Raw genomic sequence first — 17,203 nt, 5'->3', positions numbered from 1 at the left:
CTCCTACAGATTACGTAAGTCCGGAGAATTATGGTCAAGGCGCAGGGCAATACCCCGCGGCCAGACACTCCTTCGCACTCTTCCTCAACTTCTTGATCAAGCGCTCCTGCCGTAGCGCTTCGCCCTTACTGACGCACTGCTCGATATACACCAGCGCCACCGCCGGGCTGGAATAGAAGTAGCGCGCGCCTTTGCCACTTTGGTGGGCGGCGAAACGGCGTTGCGGATCGTCGCTGATGCCGCAGTACAACGAGCCGTTTTCAGCGCGCACCAAGTACACGAACCAGGGTTTGCTGACTGCTGGTTCGGGTGTCTCGTTGACGGATGAGGACAAGGCTTCAGGCATCACAACAGATCAAAGGGTGCGAAAGACGAGATTCTACCAGAGGCTCAACGCCCGGCCTGAAACGCCTTGAGGCCCTTCTGTGCCTGGGCGCGGATGGCGTTCTGGACAAACGGCGTCCAGCCCAGCAACAAGCCTTTGGCTCCCAGTGCCTGTCGGGACCAGCGCCACAGGTCGAATTGATCGTGATGCTCGGCGATCTTGCCGTCGCGAAACACGAAGCGCGCCTGTATATCGTTGACCACGGTGTTGCCGGTCTGGCTGAACAGGTACGTCGCCACCCAATGCGCTGCGCCGCTGCGTTCGTCAGCGCGGACGCTATCAAAAGTCAGGGAGAAGTCTTTGGCTCGCGAAGTGAGCATGCGCCACATGTCACAGGCTTGCTGACCACGTAGCTCACCAAATACCGGATCACTGAACAGCACGTCATCGGTATAACACGCAGCCATGGCTTCTGCGTCAAGGCGGTTGAAGGCCTCGTAGAAGCGGTTAATCAGCGCGTTATTGATCAGGCGTTTGTCTTCGTCGCTCATGCATGCAGGTCCATTGGAGCAAAAGGTGCCTGCACGATAAGCGGCAATCGCGGGTTTTGCCATGGGCATAAGCGAGACAAATGGCTCGACTCAGACTTTTTCGCTACTGACCTGCACATAAAGCGCTCGCCCGGCACCAAGACCCGCGACGATGGCCGACAGGCCCAGCACTGCGAAGATCCAGCCAATCGAATCCCAACCACCGGTGACGTCATGCACAATCCCCACAGCAAAAGGACCGATGGAGGCGATGGTGTACCCGATGCCTTGGGCCATACCCGACAGGTTCGACGCAACATGGGAATCACGAGACCGCAACACGATCAGCGTCAGCGCGATACTGAAAGCACCACCCTGCCCCAAGCCCAGCAAAATAGCCCAGCCCCACAGGCTGTCGATTGGCGCATATAAACAGCCAAACAGCCCGGCTAGCGTCATGGACATGACCAACACCACGCCCAGGCGCTGATCCTTCCCGCGAGTCGCCAGCCAAGGGGCGGTCAATGCGCTGATCAACTGGACCATGATCGACCCGGACATCATCAATCCGGCATCCGTCGGGCTCATGCCCCGGCCGATCAGCACCGAAGGCAACCAGCCAAAAACGATATAGGCCAGCGAAGATTGCAGGCCCATATAAAGAGTAACTTGCCAGGCCAGGCGATCGCGCAGCAGGCCGCGCACGCGGTAGGTCACTTGGTTCACGTCGTGCTTTTGCCGAGCCTGGGGCCACCAGATCAATGCCGCCAATAATGCTGGAATCATCCAGAAGCCCAGGCCGACGGCCCAGTTATCGTCGAAATACTGAGTCAGCGGCACCGTTGAACCTGCCGCCAAGGCTGCGCCCAGACACAAAGCCATGGTGTACACGCCGGTCATCGTACCGGCCTGCCTGGGGAAGTCGCGTTTAACGATCCCCGGCAGCAGCACGCCAATCACTCCGATACTCGCGCCAGCCAGAACACTCCCCGCAAACAGCCCAACCTCACCGAACAGGCTACGCAACACGATACCGGCGGCCAGGGTGAGTAAAATCGCCAGCACCACTTGCTCGCTGCCAAAACGTCGTGCCAGTCGAGGCGCCAACGGCGCGAACAACCCAAGGCACAACACCGGCAGAGTGGTCAGCAGCCCTGCCGAAGCAGATGAAAGCCCAAGGCTACTGGAAACACTACTGAGCAGCGGCGCCATACTTGCCAGCGCCGGACGCAGGTTAAGCGCCACCAGCACCAGACCGAACAGCAACAGCCACGGCCGATTGATTACAGAGGAAGGGTTGTGCGGGGTCGTGCTCGCCGATGGCGCCTTGGTCGTCATTGTTTTCTCGGGGGCAGGTGGTGGAGCGGCGCAGAGCGCCAAAAAGGTGCATCGTGTTGGAGAACAGCAACGAATACAAGTTTCGCGCGGATTGAATACAGATCAAACCTGTTGGAGCGAGGCTTGCCCGCGAACCTGTCAATGAGGTCATTCAGGGATACCGGGTCTTCGCTCTTCGCGGGCAAGCCTCGCTCCAACAGGTCTACGGCTTGATCGAACATCTGCGCAGCCCTGATTCTGCTTTACATGCCTTGCCGCAACATATTTGCCAGACCTGATCCCTTCCCCCTGCCAGACCTTTCCGAGAAACTTGTCCCTCACTTGCGCCTGTAAATCCGGCTCACTAGGCTGCCTCCGTCGCTGCACATCAGCGATCGGGTTTAGTAGCCCGGACCAATAGGCGCATAGGTGTTCACCTTTAAGGTGGCTGTGCGCAGGGCACCTTCGGGTGCGCCGGTTTTCCTATTGTCCGGTCTACTAACCTGCTGCACAGCCGCCACCCTTCGTTTAGTAGCGAGGTGTGCTGGCTCCGTATCCAATAGGAGTTGTACATGCTCAACACCAACACCGATTCAGCCACCCAATCCATGGCCCACGCCGCCGACCTGCTACGTTGCGCATCCGCCAGTGCCTATGAATCCGCCGACCACCTGAGCGGCAGCAAACGTGACCTGGCGTTTTCGGTGGTGCACTTGATTGATATGGCGCGCGGGGCGGTTGAGAAATACCTGCTCAGCACCGAGAAACCTTCGGCAACTCCTATCAAACAAAATATAACTGCCTGATTTGGAATACTTTTTACTGTAGGAGTGAGCTTGCTCGCGATTGCGTAAGGTCAGGCAACAATTTATCGAAACAAAAATCGAATCGCGAGCAAGCTCACTCCTACAAGGTTCATGCTGCTTCGCGACAGCGTGGTGTCAGGAACACCAGGGCGACGCCTACGCGCAAAGCCCTTCAACAATCACAGAAACGCCCTACATAACCCTGAATCGCGCGTCCATAAACTGATCGCCCATTTATTTCAGGCGATCACTCCATGGCTCATCCCATCTACATGACTATCAAGGGCAAAGAACAAGGCGATATCTCCGCAGGCTGTTCGACCCCGGAGTCCATGGGTAATAAATGCCAGGAAGCACACCTGAACGAAATCATGGTGCTGTCCTACACGCACCAGATGGCCAACGTCGCCAACATCGACCGCGCCACGCACATGCCCGTCGTCATCACCAAGAATATCGACAAGTCCTCGCCCTTGTTGGCCCAAGCCTTGGCGCAGCGGGAATCCATCACCTGCAAGATCGATTTCTACCGCACCACGCCCAATGGCAGCCAAGAGAAGTTCTACAGCGTCGAGATCAAGGAAGCGGTCATTGAAAATCTGCTTGTCCAGACGCCTCACGTCACCCTCGATAATGACGCCGAACCCGTCGAACAACTTGCCATACGCTACGGCGACATCAGCTGGACCCACCACGCCGCAGGGACCAGTGGTTATAGCTATTGGGGCGAGTCCTGATGGCAGAGCCCAAATCGAACACTTCCGAGAACAAGCAGCTTAAACAAGCGGCTGTTGCGCTGACGAATCACGCTTGCACGTTGAGCATGCAGCATATTCAGGACGGTATGTTGCGGCTGCAATTTAATAGGGAGGTGGCGTATTACGCTCAGGGGATTGTTCGGGATGTTGAGGGTGGGAGGAAGAGTGTTGCGGAGGGGGTCGAGGCGCTGGAGGGTGAGCAGGAGAGTTTGAAGGATCAGTCAGTACGAATTGCTACCCAAAGTATTGGGCTAATCGCTGGCGGACTTCAAGTCACAGGAGGTGTAGGGATATGTGTCGGCTCAATTGGGTGGATGTGCGCACCCGCCGCTATAGTCATCGGACACGGCTTGAATAACCTGTATGAAAATGGCAATAATTTACTTGAAGGAAGATCTGACACAGAGGGCTGGGGTCGAGTCCCTTATCAAGCGATCTCTGAATATTTTAGCGGAAGCAAGACCGCAGGAAATATTGCTTATGGAGCTGTCGACGTCGGATTATCTGTGTTCGGCGCATACAGACTTACCTTAAAAAAGGACGCGTGGCGTTTATTTCGACATATCGATAGTGACTACGTCAGGGCATACAAGGAATCCTCTAAGACAGTACTGGGAATTGATGCTGCGGCCGGCACAATTACGACGAAAGGCATGCTAGACGAGTGGCAAAAATAAAATGAGTTCAACACTTCAACACCTAAGCTATTTATGCCTAAGCATAACGTGCTTCCTGCCCTCACTCCTGCTATCAGGATACATATCAAAAGCTCGTGACCGCGGACTTCTATTCAAGTTGGGATTTATTTACAACACTGCGTTAGCACTGGTACAGGTCAATTTTTTCATGGGAGGAAAATTCCCATTACTGGGCACTTTCGAAAACTCCTGGATAGTTTTTTTAGGCCTCGTCTTTTCTTTTTTTCACTGCCGTTATATTGGCATGCTCGAAGCCAAAGCTTTCCACGACACAACTCTCTCATTAGCACTCAGCAACAGTTTCATGACTTTACTTGACATTACTATAAATCGAGGCCTTTTTTTCGCAAAATGGACGACAATCATACTCGCGACTTCCGTTTTCTACACTGTAATGATTGTCGCCCTCCTAATCCAAGTAATTCCTACCGAATCGGTAGATATGCCTACACATACATTCTTGGTAGCGACCTTATATTTGACTTTAGTAGCAACTGGAACCTACATCACGTACAAACACCATAGAGCTAAGCGTTACAACCCTAACTTTTCAAAAGAACGCCATCGCGTATTAAACCCAGCTGGAAAAAAACTCCGAAACATATTACGAGGCTTACGCCCAAATTTGATTTTGCTGGTTATTACTATCTACTGCGCCGCCATGACAATAGTTTTACTTGATAGGTTTACCGATTTCGACGTCCAAACGTCACCATGGCGAAATCTCGCAAAAGCGATAATCTATATATTTTTCTTGGCTATGTGGCTTTTCGGGACAGTTGTTCATCATGGAATAAAGAGAAAATCAGAAATGAAAAAACTAAAATAACTTTTCCGCCGCACTTATCAAAGTACTTCCATACGAGCGAAGGATAAAAAATCATGATCAGCCTGACATTTAATCTACTTTTCGTCTTTGGCTGCCACTTATCTTATCTGCCGACACTCTATGTCTAAAACAAGCAACAGACCTATAAGACGGCTGAAGAAATCAGTAAAAAACTCTGGGGTCGGTGTGGACAGATACACCGCCTCGCGAACAAGTTCGCTCCTACCTGTTGAATGCCAATTCCAGCCTTCCCTGACACCCATAAAAAAACCCGAACACAACGTCCGGGTTTTTCAGTCCATCACTCAACCAATCAATGCAGGATCTGGCTCAGGAACAGACGCGTACGGTCACTTTGTGGATTGTCGAAGAAGTCGTTCGGCGCAGCCTGTTCGACGATTTCGCCTTTGTCCATGAAGATCACGCGGTTGGCCACGGTGCGGGCGAAGCCCATTTCGTGGGTTACGCAAAGCATGGTCATGCCTTCTTCTGCCAGGCCGACCATGGTGTCCAGAACCTCTTTCACCATTTCCGGGTCGAGTGCCGAGGTCGGCTCGTCGAACAGCATGATTTTCGGCTTCATGCACAACGCACGGGCAATGGCCACACGCTGTTGCTGACCGCCGGATAGCTGGCCCGGGAATTTATGCGCCTGCTCTGGAATGCGTACGCGCTCCAGGTAGTGCATGGCGATTTCTTCAGCCTTTTTCTTCGGCATCTTGCGCACCCACATCGGGGCCAGTGTGCAGTTCTGCAGAATGGTCAGATGCGGGAACAGGTTGAAGTGCTGGAACACCATGCCGACTTCGCGGCGGATGGTTTCGATCTGCTTCAGGTCCGAGGTCAGTTCGGTGCCATCGACGATGATCTTGCCTTGCTGGTGCTCTTCCAGGCGATTCAGACAACGAATGGTCGTGGATTTGCCCGAGCCCGACGGGCCGCACAACACGATACGCTCGCCCTGACGCACGTTCAGATTGATGTCCTTGAGCACGTGGAACTGGCCGTACCATTTATGGACGCCTTCCATCCGGATCATGCCTTCGGCGCCCAGAGGCTTGGTGATAACTTCACTCATGTCAAAACTCCTAACGCTTGTGGCCTGTGTCCAGCTTACGTTCCAAGTGCATGGAATAGCGGGACATACCGAAACAGAAGATCCAGAACACCAGGGCCGCGAAGACGTAGCCCTCGGTGGCCATACCCAACCACGACGGGTCGGCGGTGGCTTGCTTGACGCTGTTGAGCAGGTCGAACAGGCCGATAATAATCACCAGACTGGTGTCTTTGAACAGGGCAATGAAGGTGTTGACGATGCCGGGAATAACCATCTTCAACGCCTGCGGCAGAATCACCAGGCCCATGCTGCGCCAGTAACCGAGGCCCATGGCCGCGGCAGCTTCGTACTGACCTTTAGGGATTGCCTGCATACCGCCCCGAACCACTTCAGCGATGTACGCCGACTGGAACAGGATCACGCCGATCAAGGCCCGCAGCAGTTTGTCGAAGTTCATCCCTTCCGGCATGAACAGCGGCAACATCACCGACGACATGAACAGCACGGTGATCAACGGCACGCCGCGCCAGAACTCGATGAACGTCACACACACCACGCGCACGGCAGGCATGTTGGAACGACGACCCAGCGCCAGCAAAATACCCAGAGGCAATGCACCGGCGATACCGACAGTGGCGATCACCAGCGTCAACATCAGGCCGCCCCACTGGCTGGTGGCCACGTGGGTCAGACCGAACGCGTCGCCGCTCAGCAGGTAAAAAGCAACAATCGGGTAAATGATCAGGAAGCCAATGGCGTAAATCGCTTTACGCGGAAACTTCGAGATAAACAGCGGGGCCGCACCGACGATCGCCAGAATGGCGGTCAGGTCCACCCTCCAGCGCAGTTCGGTCGGGAAGTAGCCGTACATGAACTGACCGAAGCGCTGTTGGATAAACACCCAGCAGGCGCCTTCCTTGGTGCAGTCGGCCCGTGTCGTACCGATCCAGTTGGCGTCCAGCAATGCCCAGCTCAGGATCGGTGGCACGACGAGGTAGATCAGGTACAGCGAGAACAAGGTCAGCAGCGTGTTGATCCAGCTGGAGAACAGGTTCTGCCGCATCCACGCTACCGGGCCGAATACTTTGCCCGGTGGTGGCATGTCAGGTTTGAAAGTATGAGTAGTCATGCGCGTTTCCTCACCGCTCAATCAGCGCAATGCGCTTGTTGTACCAGTTCATCAGCAGGGAAATGCTGATACTGATCGCCAGGTACACGCTCATGGTGATGGCAATAACTTCAATGGCCTGACCGGTCTGGTTGAGCACCGTACCGGCAAACAGAGAAACCATTTCCGGGTAACCAATAGCGGCTGCCAGCGAGGAGTTCTTCGCCAGGTTCAGGTATTGGCTGGTCAACGGCGGGATGATCACGCGCAGTGCCTGCGGGATGATGACCTTACGCAGCGTAGGTCCAGGACGAAGACCCAGGGAGCGCGCTGCTTCCGTCTGACCGTGGCTGACCGACTTGATACCCGAACGCACGATTTCTGCGATGAACGCTGCGGTGTAGACCGTCAGTGCCAGAGTCAGCGAGATCAGTTCCGGGATCAGTACCCAGCCGCCAACAAAGTTGAAGCCTTTGAGCTCTGGCACTTCCCAATGCACGGGTGCGCCAAAAATCAACATGCTCAAGGCCGGGATCGCCAGAAACAGCGCCAGACCGGCCCAGAACTTGTGGAACGGCTCGCCAGTGGCTTCAAAGCGCTTGTTGGCCCAACGGGTCATTGCCACGATAGCGACGATGGCCACGATGATGCTGGTCACGAACGGCCAGGCACCTTCAGCGGCAATAGCGCTCGGCATGTTCAGACCACGGCTGCTGATGAAGAACATGTCGAAGTAACCGTGCGCCTGCCTTGGACCCGGCAGGGTCAGGAAGACAGCGGTGTACCAGAACAGGATCTGCAACAGCGGCGGGATGTTACGGAAGACTTCGACGTAGACCGTCGCCAGCTTGCTGATCATCCAGTTGGGTGACAAGCGTGCGACGCCGATGATGAAGCCCAGGATCGTGGCCAGAAAAATACCGATGACCGACACCAGCAGCGTGTTAAGCAAGCCGATGACAAACACGCGGGCATAGCTGTCCGCTTCCGTGTAATCGATCAAATGCTGCGCAATGCCAAACCCGGCACTGCGTTCAAGAAATCCGAAACCCGAGGTAATACCACGGTGCTGGAGGTTGGTCTGGGTGTTGTCGAACATGAACCAGCCCAACGAGACCACCGCCAGTACGGTGATGATCTGAAATAACCACGCGCGCACTTTTGGGTCGCTCAAAGAGAGCTTTTGCTTGGGTGCGACGATTTGCTTTTCCATGAAGTGCCCCAGGAAAAATGAAACAAAACGACGCCCGACAGCCTGTAAAAGCTGTCGGGCGTCGGGTCAATCAACGAATTGGTGGAGCGTACTGGATGCCGCCGGCATTCCACAGAGCGTTCTGGCCGCGCTTGATTTTCAGCGGGGTCGATTCGCCCAGGTTGCGTTCAAACACTTCGCCGTAGTTACCGACTTGTTTGACGATCTGCACTACCCAGTCTTTCGGCAGTTTCAGGTCTTTGCCGTATTCACCGTCAGCACCCAACATACGGGCAACGTCAGGGTTCTTGGTCGCTTTGGCTTCAGCTTCAACGTTTTTCGAAGTGATCTTGGCTTCTTCGGCGTTCAGCATTGCGAACAGGGTCCATTTCACAATGGAAAACCACTCTTCGTCGCCTTTACGTACGACTGGGCCCAGAGGCTCTTTAGAGATGACTTCTGGCAGAACCACGTAGTCAGCCGGGCTGGCCAGTTTGCTGCGCTGTGCGTACAGCTGCGACTGGTCGGAGGTCAGCACGTCGCAACGGCCGCCTTCCAGAGACTTGGCGCTTTCGTCGGAGGTGTCGAAAGTGATCGGGGTGTATTTCAGACCGTTCGAACGGAAGTAGTCGGAAACGTTAAGTTCGGTGGTAGTACCAGCCTGGATACAGATGGTTGCGCCATCCAGTTCCTTGGCGCTTTTGACGCCCAGCTTGTTGTTTACCAGGAAGCCGATACCGTCGTAGTAAGTCACACCAGCGAATACCAGACCCATGCCCGAATCGCGGGAGCTGGTCCAGGTGGTGTTACGCGACAGGATGTCGATCTCGCCCGATTGCAGCGCGGTGAAACGCTCTTTGGCGTTCAGCTGGCTGAATTTTACTTTGGTGGCGTCACCGAAAACGGCAGCAGCAACAGCGCGGCAGACGTCGGCGTCGATACCGGTGATCTTGCCGGTAGCATCAGGAACGGAGAAACCTGGCAAACCGTCGCTCACACCGCACTGTACGAAGCCTTTCTTCTGAATGGCGTCCAGTGTTGCGCCCGCTTGAGCGAAACTGCTCACGCCGAGGGCTGCTGCAGCGGCTACTACGGCCAGGGTGGATTTCAACATCTTCATTCAAACCTCCAGTTTTGCTCTTTGTTGTTTAGGCGCTTCAATCCCGTCGCACCCTTGTGAGGCATTGACAACCCGTGCTGGCTTATTTTTGGGTCATCCGACTTTAGGCCAGTTCATAAGCCGGGCGTGAGGTCATCTCATCGCTCGCATTCATGATCTTAGACGGCCTACAGGATTCAAGCCCCATGATGTTCCTGAACCAATCCGGTACAGGATGAACCGTGCCGCAAATCCTGATGCATGGACTCAGTGCTTGCCCCTGTTGAGTATCGGTAATAGCACAATAGTGTTACCGATCAAGGTAAGCGCTTCACTCCCCGGTTTTTTATAGCAAACGCCGTACCAGCATGGTGGCGATGTCGAATTAGCGACAGGTCAAGAGAAAAACTTGTAACCTTGCGACATCTTCTTTCATTTTTAACAACACGCGCACCGCATTAACGCACTGCAAAAGAGCGAGCGCACCCGGATAGAGCACTCATGACCAACCCGCTGATTCTCGAACCTGTAAACACTCCTGACGCATGCGTGATCTGGCTGCATGGCCTTGGCGCAGATCGCTATGATTTCATGCCGGTGGCTGAAGCGCTTCAGGAATCGCTGCTCACAACCCGCTTCATCCTGCCTCAGGCACCGACCCAGGCCGTGACGATCAACGGCGGCTATGAGATGCCGAGCTGGTACGACATCAGGGCCATGAGCCCCGCTCGCGCTATTGATCACGACCAATTGGAGGTTTCTGCGCAGACCGTTCTGGACCTTATAGAAGGCCAGCGCAACAGCGGAATCGACCCGGCACGGATCTTCCTTGCAGGGTTTTCCCAAGGTGGCGCGGTGGTGCTGCATACCGCCTTCAAACGCTGGCAGGGTCCATTGGGAGGGGTACTTGCCCTGTCCACTTACGCGCCGACATTCGGTGATCAGCTACAGCTTTCAGACAGTCAGCGACGCATCCCGGTGTGTTGTTTGCATGGCACCTTCGACAATGTCGTACAGAAATCCATGGGGCTCGCAGCTTATGAGTGTTTAAAGGCTCAAGGCGTAACCGTGACATGGCAGGAATACCCAATGGAACACCAAGTGTTACCGGAGGAGATTTCTGACATCGGCGCGTGGCTGGCAAACAAGCTTGGCTGATTGGCTGCCTTTGGACCGCAAAGGTGGATATGCGTAGGACCATCCCGGTTTCTCGCGGCAAACATTGGATCTGTAGGAGCTCACCGAGGTTACGAGGCCAGCGATAGCGGCGTGTCAGATAAACCGCCATCGCTGCCTCGCGGTGCTCGTGAGCTCCTACAGAAAAGCATTCCAAATTAAGTGGTTATATTTTGTTCGATAAGAGCGACTTTATCCGCGAAGAGCCCAGTACTGGCGATACATCTTCTTAGCCGGTAACGCCGCTCTCCCGACTAAAGCCGGTCCTGCGAAATCCGGGCATATGTAGCCCGTTTGGCATGACACTACGCCGCGCATGATTCTTGCTTTACACTGCTCGGCGTACATTCCTTAACCAACTGACGAGATGACCGTGCTCAAAGCACTTAAAAAGATGTTCGGAAAAAGCGAGGCTGAGCCGCTCGCCGCTGGCCCTGTTACTCCTTCCCCTGCCCCGCAAAGCAAGACTGAAGGCCATTCAAGGGATCGCAGCGCTGCAGCCAAAGCTCCTGCCCAACCCCGTGCAGACGATAAAGAGCCGAGCGCACAGGCTGAAACGGCAGACATTGCCGTCGCCAAACCCAGGCCCGAGCGCCCACGCCGCGAACGTGCGCCCAAGCCGGTGGTCATTCCCTGGAAGCTGGAAGATTTCGTGGTCGAACCTCAGGAAGGCAAAACCCGCTTCCACGACTTCGCCCTCGCCCCCGAATTGATGCACGCCATTCAAGACCTCGGTTTCCCTTATTGCACGCCAATTCAAGCGCAGGTACTGGGGTTCACCCTCAAGGGCCAGGACGCCATTGGCCGTGCGCAGACCGGTACCGGTAAAACGGCCGCCTTCCTGATCTCGATCATCTCGCAACTGACCCAGACGCCTCCGCCCAAAGAGCGCTATATGGGCGAACCTCGCGCCTTGATCATCGCCCCGACCCGGGAGCTGGTGGTGCAGATCGCCAAGGACGCTGCCGACCTGACCAAGTACACCGACCTGAACGTCATGACGTTCGTGGGCGGCATGGACTTCGATAAACAGCTCAAACAGCTTGAAGCCCGTCATTGCGACATTCTGGTCGCCACTCCGGGCCGTTTGCTGGACTTCAATCAGCGCGGCGAAGTGCACCTGGACATGGTCGAAGTGATGGTCCTCGACGAAGCCGACCGCATGCTCGACATGGGCTTCATTCCGCAGGTGCGCTCGATCATTCGTCAGACGCCACACAAGGGCGAACGCCAGACTTTGCTGTTCTCCGCGACCTTCACCGAAGATGTGATGAACCTTGCCAAGCAATGGACCACCGAGCCTGCCATCGTTGAAATCGAAGCCGAGAACGTTGCCAGCGAAAACGTTGAGCAGCATATCTATGCAGTGGCCGGTGCCGACAAATACAAGTTGCTTTACAACCTGGTCAACGACAACGGCTGGGAACGCGTGATGGTCTTTGCCAACCGCAAGGACGAAGTACGCCGCATCGAAGAACGTCTGGTGCGCGATGGCGTAAACGCCGCGCAGCTATCAGGCGATGTACCACAGCACAAACGCATCAAGACCCTGGAAGGCTTCCGCGAAGGCAAGATTCGCGTACTGGTTGCCACTGACGTCGCTGGTCGCGGGATTCATATCGACGGTATCAGCCACGTGATCAACTTCACGCTGCCGGAAGTGCCGGATGACTATGTTCACCGCATTGGCCGTACCGGCCGCGCGGGCGCAGCAGGCGTGTCGATCAGCTTCGCCGGTGAAGACGACTCTTATCAACTGCCTGCGATTGAAGAGAAACTGGGTCGCAAGATCAGCTGCGAAACACCGCCGACCGAGTTGTTGCGGGCAGTAGTGCGCAAGCCAGCGCAAACCATCTGACTCGATGCAATCGACGTGGGACCGGCTTCAGCCGGGAAGGCGGTGTTTCTAGCCATGAAACTTCATTGACTGTACTGGCCTCTTCCCGGCTGAAGCCGGTCCCACGTCAGTGTGGATCTGCAGCGCACTATTTCCACCGCCCCGCCGCTGCTTTGTCACTCGCCCGCCCCTCGACCCATTTCGGCCCTTCTGACGTGTTTTCCTTTTTCCAGAACGGCGCACGGGTCTTGAGGTAGTCCATGACGAAATCACAGGCCTCAAATGCTGCCTGACGATGCGCGCTGGCAACCCCGACAAACACAATCGGCTCACCCGGCTCCAGCGTGCCGACACGGTGCAGCACTTCCATCTTGAGCAAAGGCCAGCGTTGTTCAGCCTCAAGCACAATCTTGCCCAAAGCCTTTTCGGTCATGCCGGGATAGTGTTCCAGAAACATCCCCGACACTTCCCGCCCTTCGTTGAAATCCCGCACATAGCCGACAAAACTGACCACCGCACCGACGCCGACATTGGCGTCATGCAGCGCGTTGACCTCAAAGCCCGGATCGAACGGTTCCGCCTGAACCCGAATCGCCATGTTCAGCCTCCGGTCACGGTGGGGAAGAACGCCACTTCGTCACCGGCCTGCAACGGCTCGTCCAGCTGGCAAAGCTCCTGATTGCGAGCGCACATCAGGTTCTGCTCAGCCAATACCTGCCAAACTCCATTACGCTCAAGCAAATGCAGACGCAGCGCATCGATTGTAGCGAACTCGCCGTCGACCTGTTCACCGTCACGCCCCAGAGCTTCCCGGTAACGGGCGAAATACTGGACGCTGATGCTCATGGAGCCTCCGGTGCCGTTTCGTCGGCAATGAAGTGGCCGCTCTTGCCACCAAGCTTTTCCAACAGGCGAACGTTTTCGATGACCATGCCGCGATCAACCGCTTTGCACATGTCATAGATAGTCAACGCTGCGACGCTGGCGGCGGTCAGTGCCTCCATTTCCACACCGGTCTGCCCGGCCAGCTTGCAACGGGCGACAATACGTACGGCGTCTTCACCCTCGGCCCTCAGTTCGACTTTGACGCCGGTCAGCATCAGCGGGTGGCACAGAGGGATCAGATCACTGGTTTTCTTCGCCGCCTGAATCCCGGCAATACGCGCTACGGCAAACACATCCCCCTTGGGATGCCCGCCGCTGACGATCATTTGCAGGGTTGAAGGAAGCATGCGAACCAGCGCTTCGGCCACCGCCTCACGGAACGTCACGGCTTTATCAGTGACGTCGACCATATTGGCGCGACCTTGAGAATCGAGATGAGTGAGCACAGCTTTACTCCTGAACAGGAGCGGGGATTGTAGGGAGTAAAAGCCGCAAGCTACAAGCTTCAAGCTACAAGCCCACTCACTCCGGGCTTGCGGCTTGAAGCTTGACGCTTGCGGCTTGGCTCCGCCTGCTACAAATGCGACTCCGCATATTCAGCCAGGATTGAGCGTGGCACGCCTTGCAGCGAGATGTGCACGCCGTTCGGGAAGTCTTTGAAGCGCTCCGTCAGGTAGGTCAGCCCGGAACTGGTGGCGGACAGGTATGGGGTATCGATCTGCGCCAGGTTGCCCAGGCACACCACTTTTGAACCGGCACCGGCACGGGTGATGATGGTTTTCATCTGGTGCGGGGTGAGGTTCTGGCACTCGTCGATCAGGATCAGGCTCTGCTGGAAGCTGCGACCTCGTATGTAATTGAGGGATTTGAACTGCAACGGCACTTTGCTGAGGATGTAATCGACGCTGCCATGGGTGTTTTCGTCATCCATGTGCAAGGCTTCGAGGTTGTCGGTGATGGCGCCAAGCCAAGGCTCCATTTTTTCTGCTTCGGTGCCGGGCAGGAAGCCGATTTCCTGGTCCAGACCCTGCACGCTACGGGTCGCAATAATCCGCCGATAACGCTTGCTGACCATGGTTTGCTCGATGGCAGCGGCCAGCGCCAGAATGGTTTTACCCGACCCGGCAGCGCCGGACAGGTTGACCAGATGGATATCGGGATCAAGCAAGGCGAACAGCGCCAGGCCCTGGTAGATATCACGCGGTTTGAGACCCCAGGCTTCTTGGTGCAGTAACGGTTCCTGATGCATGTCCAGAATCATCAGTTCGTCGGCCTTGACGCCTTTGACCCAGCCGACAAACCCTTGCTCATCAATGATGAACTCGTTGATGTGTACCGACGGCAGCATTTCAGTCATTTGCACCCGGTGCCAGGTACGGCCGTGATCCTGACGGGTGTCGACTTTACTGACCCGGTCCCAGAAGGAGCCGGTTACATTGTGATAACCACGGGACAGCATTGATACGTCGTCGACCAACTGGTCGGTGCTGTAGTCCTCGGCGGCAATTCCGCAGGCACGCGCCTTGAGACGCATGTTGATGTCTTTGGTGACCAGCACAAGACGCAAGTCCTTGTCGCGCGCATGCAGGTCGATCAATTGGTTGATGATGATGTTGTCGTTGAGGTGTTCAGGCAGAAGGCTGTTGGGCTCCTCGCGTTTGCTCATCATGATCGACAGGAAGCCCTTGAAGACTCCCGTGCCACGGTCGATGGGTACGCCCTTCTCGACTTCTTCAGGCGTGGCTTCGCCCAGTGTCTTGTCGATCAGGCGGATGGCTTGACGGCATTCGGCAGCAACCGAATGTTTACCGGCTTTCAGCTTGTCCAGCTCTTCCAGCACGGTCATGGGGATGGCGACGCGGTGTTCTTCGAAATTCAGCAGTGCATTTGGATCGTGAATCAGTACGTTGGTATCGAGCACGTAAAGGATTGGCTGGTTAGAAGAAGGGGTGCGTCCGTGATCATCCATACTCGCTCACCTTTGTAAAAGCCAGGCGACGCAGAACCACTCACACTGCGCCACGAAAAGGCCGCCGGGCTCTCTCCTTAAGGCAGGAGAGAAATGCTCAAGATGGAGTCTTGGAGGACGCCACCTGTGTTGCAGGTTTCGGCGGTCTGATAGTGGTAATACCGCAAAACACATGACAGAAAAAAGCACTTTGACAGTTTTTTGAAGTTTATTTCACAGTATGACGAATAGCCCTTGGCGACCTGCCCAAGCCCGTTTACAGTCGGAAGTCCGCTCTACCCGAATCCGTCGGAAAATTCGCCTCATCCCTCCCTGAAAATGAACGCAAGTCCTTATTCTGCGGGCCTGTCAGGGATATTGTGGCAATCGTCCCAGATCAACTCGCTCTGCGCGGTGTTTGCCAGTAACAGCGGCACTGCCGACTGCACCCTCGCACTGGCGTCGTGAAACACCACGGTCCCGCGCCGCCATAGCAGCATCAGGTTCACAACCCGGTCTGTAATCTGCTCGGACGTCAGTCGCCCATTGCTGTCCTGCGCATCGATATTCCACAGCGACACTCGCAGATTCTGATCACGGAAGAACTGCCCGCTGTCGGCACGTCGATGGCCGTAGGGAGGACGGAACAACGGGATGAAGTTGTCGGGTAGCAGCTGTTGGGTCAGGCCTTCACTTCGACGCACCGAGTCTTGCCACTCCAGCCACTGACTGTGGGAGCGATATTCCCACCCCTGAATGCCGACGCATTGCAGACGATAAAGCGATTGCAACGCGGTGCCGTTACTGGCGGCGAGGCGTTCCTGCAGGTTTTTACCCAATACAAAGAACGTCGCGTTCATCTTCTGCTGACGCATGAAGTCAGTCAGCCAGTCGGTGCCCCCGTCAGCGCCGGTAGGGCCACCCTCGAAATTCATCTGAAAGGTACGGTCGGCCATCTGATCGCCACTCAACTCATCAGAGTTATAAAGGGCGATTTCACTGCTGGTCTGCGGGAATAACGCCGCCATATACATCAGTTCGTTGAGATAGCGCTCATGAAAGGTCGCACTTGGCGCAGCCCAGTTGGCGTAGAACGAATCACTGGCGATGGTGAATTCGGCGGCGCGCTGGCGAAGCTGGTCCATGTCCTCAACCAGCACGCAGAACGATGCATCCTGAGGGCAACTCAATTGCGCGCTCTGGTAACCCTCCAGCAAACGATTCCAGAGGCGGTGACGAAGCAGATTGAGTGACGGCACGTTGACGTACCTGAGCCCCAGACGTCTTTTGAGCCCCTCCTCGTCCAGCGCTTCGCTGGCCAGTAACTCGTGGGCAAAGCCGAGAATCTCCGCACGGGATGCCACGTCGAAAAGATCCGGCGACTCCAGCCGCTCAGGCCAGAGGCTGCGGTCAATCGTGGCGACCGGAGGCGGCACCGCCATGGCCTGAACGCTGAACAGACACGCGCACACTGCTAGAAACTTACGCAACACCACTCGCTCCCTGAACATCGAACCCGGATAAGCGCCGCACTATAGCTGATATTGGGTGGCTGATTTGGCAGGAGCTGGCTTGAACCTGTGGGGGATTCGGGATGTATCTGCAAGTCGATATGCGACGTGGGACCGGCTTTAGCCG

Annotated in this window: 17 protein-coding genes; 5 read left to right on the top strand and 12 right to left on the bottom strand. The window is 55.7% G+C overall.

What is annotated here, in order from left to right:
• Positions 1–34: 34 nt before the first annotated feature.
• From H8S59_RS20345 to H8S59_RS20335, 3 genes are all read right to left on the bottom strand, one after another.
• On the bottom strand, positions 35–346 hold the full coding sequence (locus tag H8S59_RS20345) for a GIY-YIG nuclease family protein (RefSeq protein WP_095101358.1): 312 nt from the start codon (positions 344–346) through the stop codon (positions 35–37).
• Between the two features lie 44 nt (positions 347–390).
• A complete protein-coding gene (locus H8S59_RS20340) occupies positions 391–876 on the bottom strand; it encodes a nuclear transport factor 2 family protein (protein ID WP_187522600.1) in 486 nt (161 codons plus the stop codon).
• A 90-nt stretch (positions 877–966) separates the two neighbouring features.
• The gene (locus H8S59_RS20335) at positions 967–2,193 is read right to left on the bottom strand and encodes an MFS transporter (RefSeq protein ID WP_187522599.1); all 1,227 of its coding nucleotides are present in this window, start codon (positions 2,191–2,193) and stop codon (positions 967–969) included.
• Positions 2,194–2,744: 551 nt separating this feature from the next.
• On the opposite strand from H8S59_RS20335, the gene H8S59_RS20330 reads away from it, so the two are divergent.
• The 3 genes from H8S59_RS20330 (at position 2,745) to H8S59_RS20320 (ending at position 4,413) form a co-directional block, all read left to right on the top strand.
• A complete protein-coding gene (locus tag H8S59_RS20330) occupies positions 2,745–2,978 on the top strand; it encodes a DUF6124 family protein (protein WP_187522598.1) in 234 nt (77 codons plus the stop codon).
• Positions 2,979–3,232: 254 nt separating this feature from the next.
• Positions 3,233–3,715, top strand: a complete 483-nt coding sequence (locus tag H8S59_RS20325) for an Hcp family type VI secretion system effector (protein ID WP_095101366.1) — start codon at positions 3,233–3,235, stop codon at positions 3,713–3,715.
• On the top strand, positions 3,715–4,413 hold the full coding sequence (locus H8S59_RS20320; protein WP_187522597.1) for a DUF4225 domain-containing protein: 699 nt from the start codon (positions 3,715–3,717) through the stop codon (positions 4,411–4,413). Before H8S59_RS20325 ends, H8S59_RS20320 begins: the two co-directional genes overlap by 1 nt.
• Before the next feature lie 1,163 nt (positions 4,414–5,576).
• Here the strand turns inward: H8S59_RS20320 and H8S59_RS20315 are convergent.
• From H8S59_RS20315 to H8S59_RS20300, 4 genes are all read right to left on the bottom strand, one after another.
• On the bottom strand, positions 5,577–6,341 hold the full coding sequence (locus H8S59_RS20315) for an amino acid ABC transporter ATP-binding protein (protein ID WP_027900712.1): 765 nt from the start codon (positions 6,339–6,341) through the stop codon (positions 5,577–5,579).
• 10 nt (positions 6,342–6,351) lie between these two features.
• Entirely contained in the window at positions 6,352–7,449 is a 1,098-nt protein-coding gene (locus H8S59_RS20310) for an amino acid ABC transporter permease (protein ID WP_095101374.1), read from the bottom strand.
• Between the two features lie 10 nt (positions 7,450–7,459).
• Entirely contained in the window at positions 7,460–8,641 is a 1,182-nt protein-coding gene (locus H8S59_RS20305; protein ID WP_095101376.1) for an amino acid ABC transporter permease, read from the bottom strand.
• A 70-nt stretch (positions 8,642–8,711) separates the two neighbouring features.
• Positions 8,712–9,740 (bottom strand): amino acid ABC transporter substrate-binding protein, encoded by a 1,029-nt coding sequence (locus H8S59_RS20300; RefSeq protein WP_087268989.1) that lies wholly within the window; start codon positions 9,738–9,740, stop codon positions 8,712–8,714.
• Between the two features lie 480 nt (positions 9,741–10,220).
• On the opposite strand from H8S59_RS20300, the gene H8S59_RS20295 reads away from it, so the two are divergent.
• The gene (locus H8S59_RS20295; RefSeq protein ID WP_095101378.1) at positions 10,221–10,877 is read left to right on the top strand and encodes an alpha/beta hydrolase; all 657 of its coding nucleotides are present in this window, start codon (positions 10,221–10,223) and stop codon (positions 10,875–10,877) included.
• 385 nt (positions 10,878–11,262) lie between these two features.
• Positions 11,263–12,753, top strand: coding sequence for an ATP-dependent RNA helicase RhlB (rhlB, locus tag H8S59_RS20290; RefSeq protein ID WP_187522596.1), 1,491 nt, complete (start codon positions 11,263–11,265; stop codon positions 12,751–12,753).
• A 127-nt stretch (positions 12,754–12,880) separates the two neighbouring features.
• Here rhlB and moaE read toward each other — a convergent pair whose 3' ends face one another.
• The 5 genes from moaE to H8S59_RS20265 all read right to left on the bottom strand — a co-directional run bounded on the left by moaE (position 12,881) and on the right by H8S59_RS20265 (position 17,055).
• Complete coding sequence (moaE, locus tag H8S59_RS20285; protein WP_095102249.1) at positions 12,881–13,330, bottom strand: molybdopterin synthase catalytic subunit MoaE; 450 nt, start codon at positions 13,328–13,330, stop codon at positions 12,881–12,883.
• A 2-nt stretch (positions 13,331–13,332) separates the two neighbouring features.
• The gene (locus tag H8S59_RS20280; RefSeq protein ID WP_095102247.1) at positions 13,333–13,578 is read right to left on the bottom strand and encodes a MoaD/ThiS family protein; all 246 of its coding nucleotides are present in this window, start codon (positions 13,576–13,578) and stop codon (positions 13,333–13,335) included.
• Positions 13,575–14,063, bottom strand: coding sequence for a cyclic pyranopterin monophosphate synthase MoaC (gene moaC / locus H8S59_RS20275; RefSeq protein ID WP_187522595.1), 489 nt, complete (start codon positions 14,061–14,063; stop codon positions 13,575–13,577). The genes H8S59_RS20280 and moaC overlap by 4 nt, the downstream gene beginning before the upstream one ends.
• Positions 14,064–14,191: 128 nt before the next feature.
• A complete protein-coding gene (locus H8S59_RS20270; RefSeq protein ID WP_087268972.1) occupies positions 14,192–15,586 on the bottom strand; it encodes a PhoH family protein in 1,395 nt (464 codons plus the stop codon).
• A gap of 332 nt (positions 15,587–15,918) precedes the next feature.
• Positions 15,919–17,055: a polysaccharide deacetylase family protein gene (locus H8S59_RS20265; RefSeq protein WP_187522594.1), complete on the bottom strand. Its 1,137-nt coding sequence runs from the start codon at positions 17,053–17,055 to the stop codon at positions 15,919–15,921.
• Between the last annotated feature and the right edge of the window lie 148 nt (positions 17,056–17,203).

The organism is Pseudomonas folii (genome assembly GCF_014357575.1).
Lineage (GTDB): Bacteria > Pseudomonadota > Gammaproteobacteria > Pseudomonadales > Pseudomonadaceae > Aquipseudomonas > Aquipseudomonas folii.
This window is presented reverse-complemented; position numbering and strand designations above follow the sequence as displayed.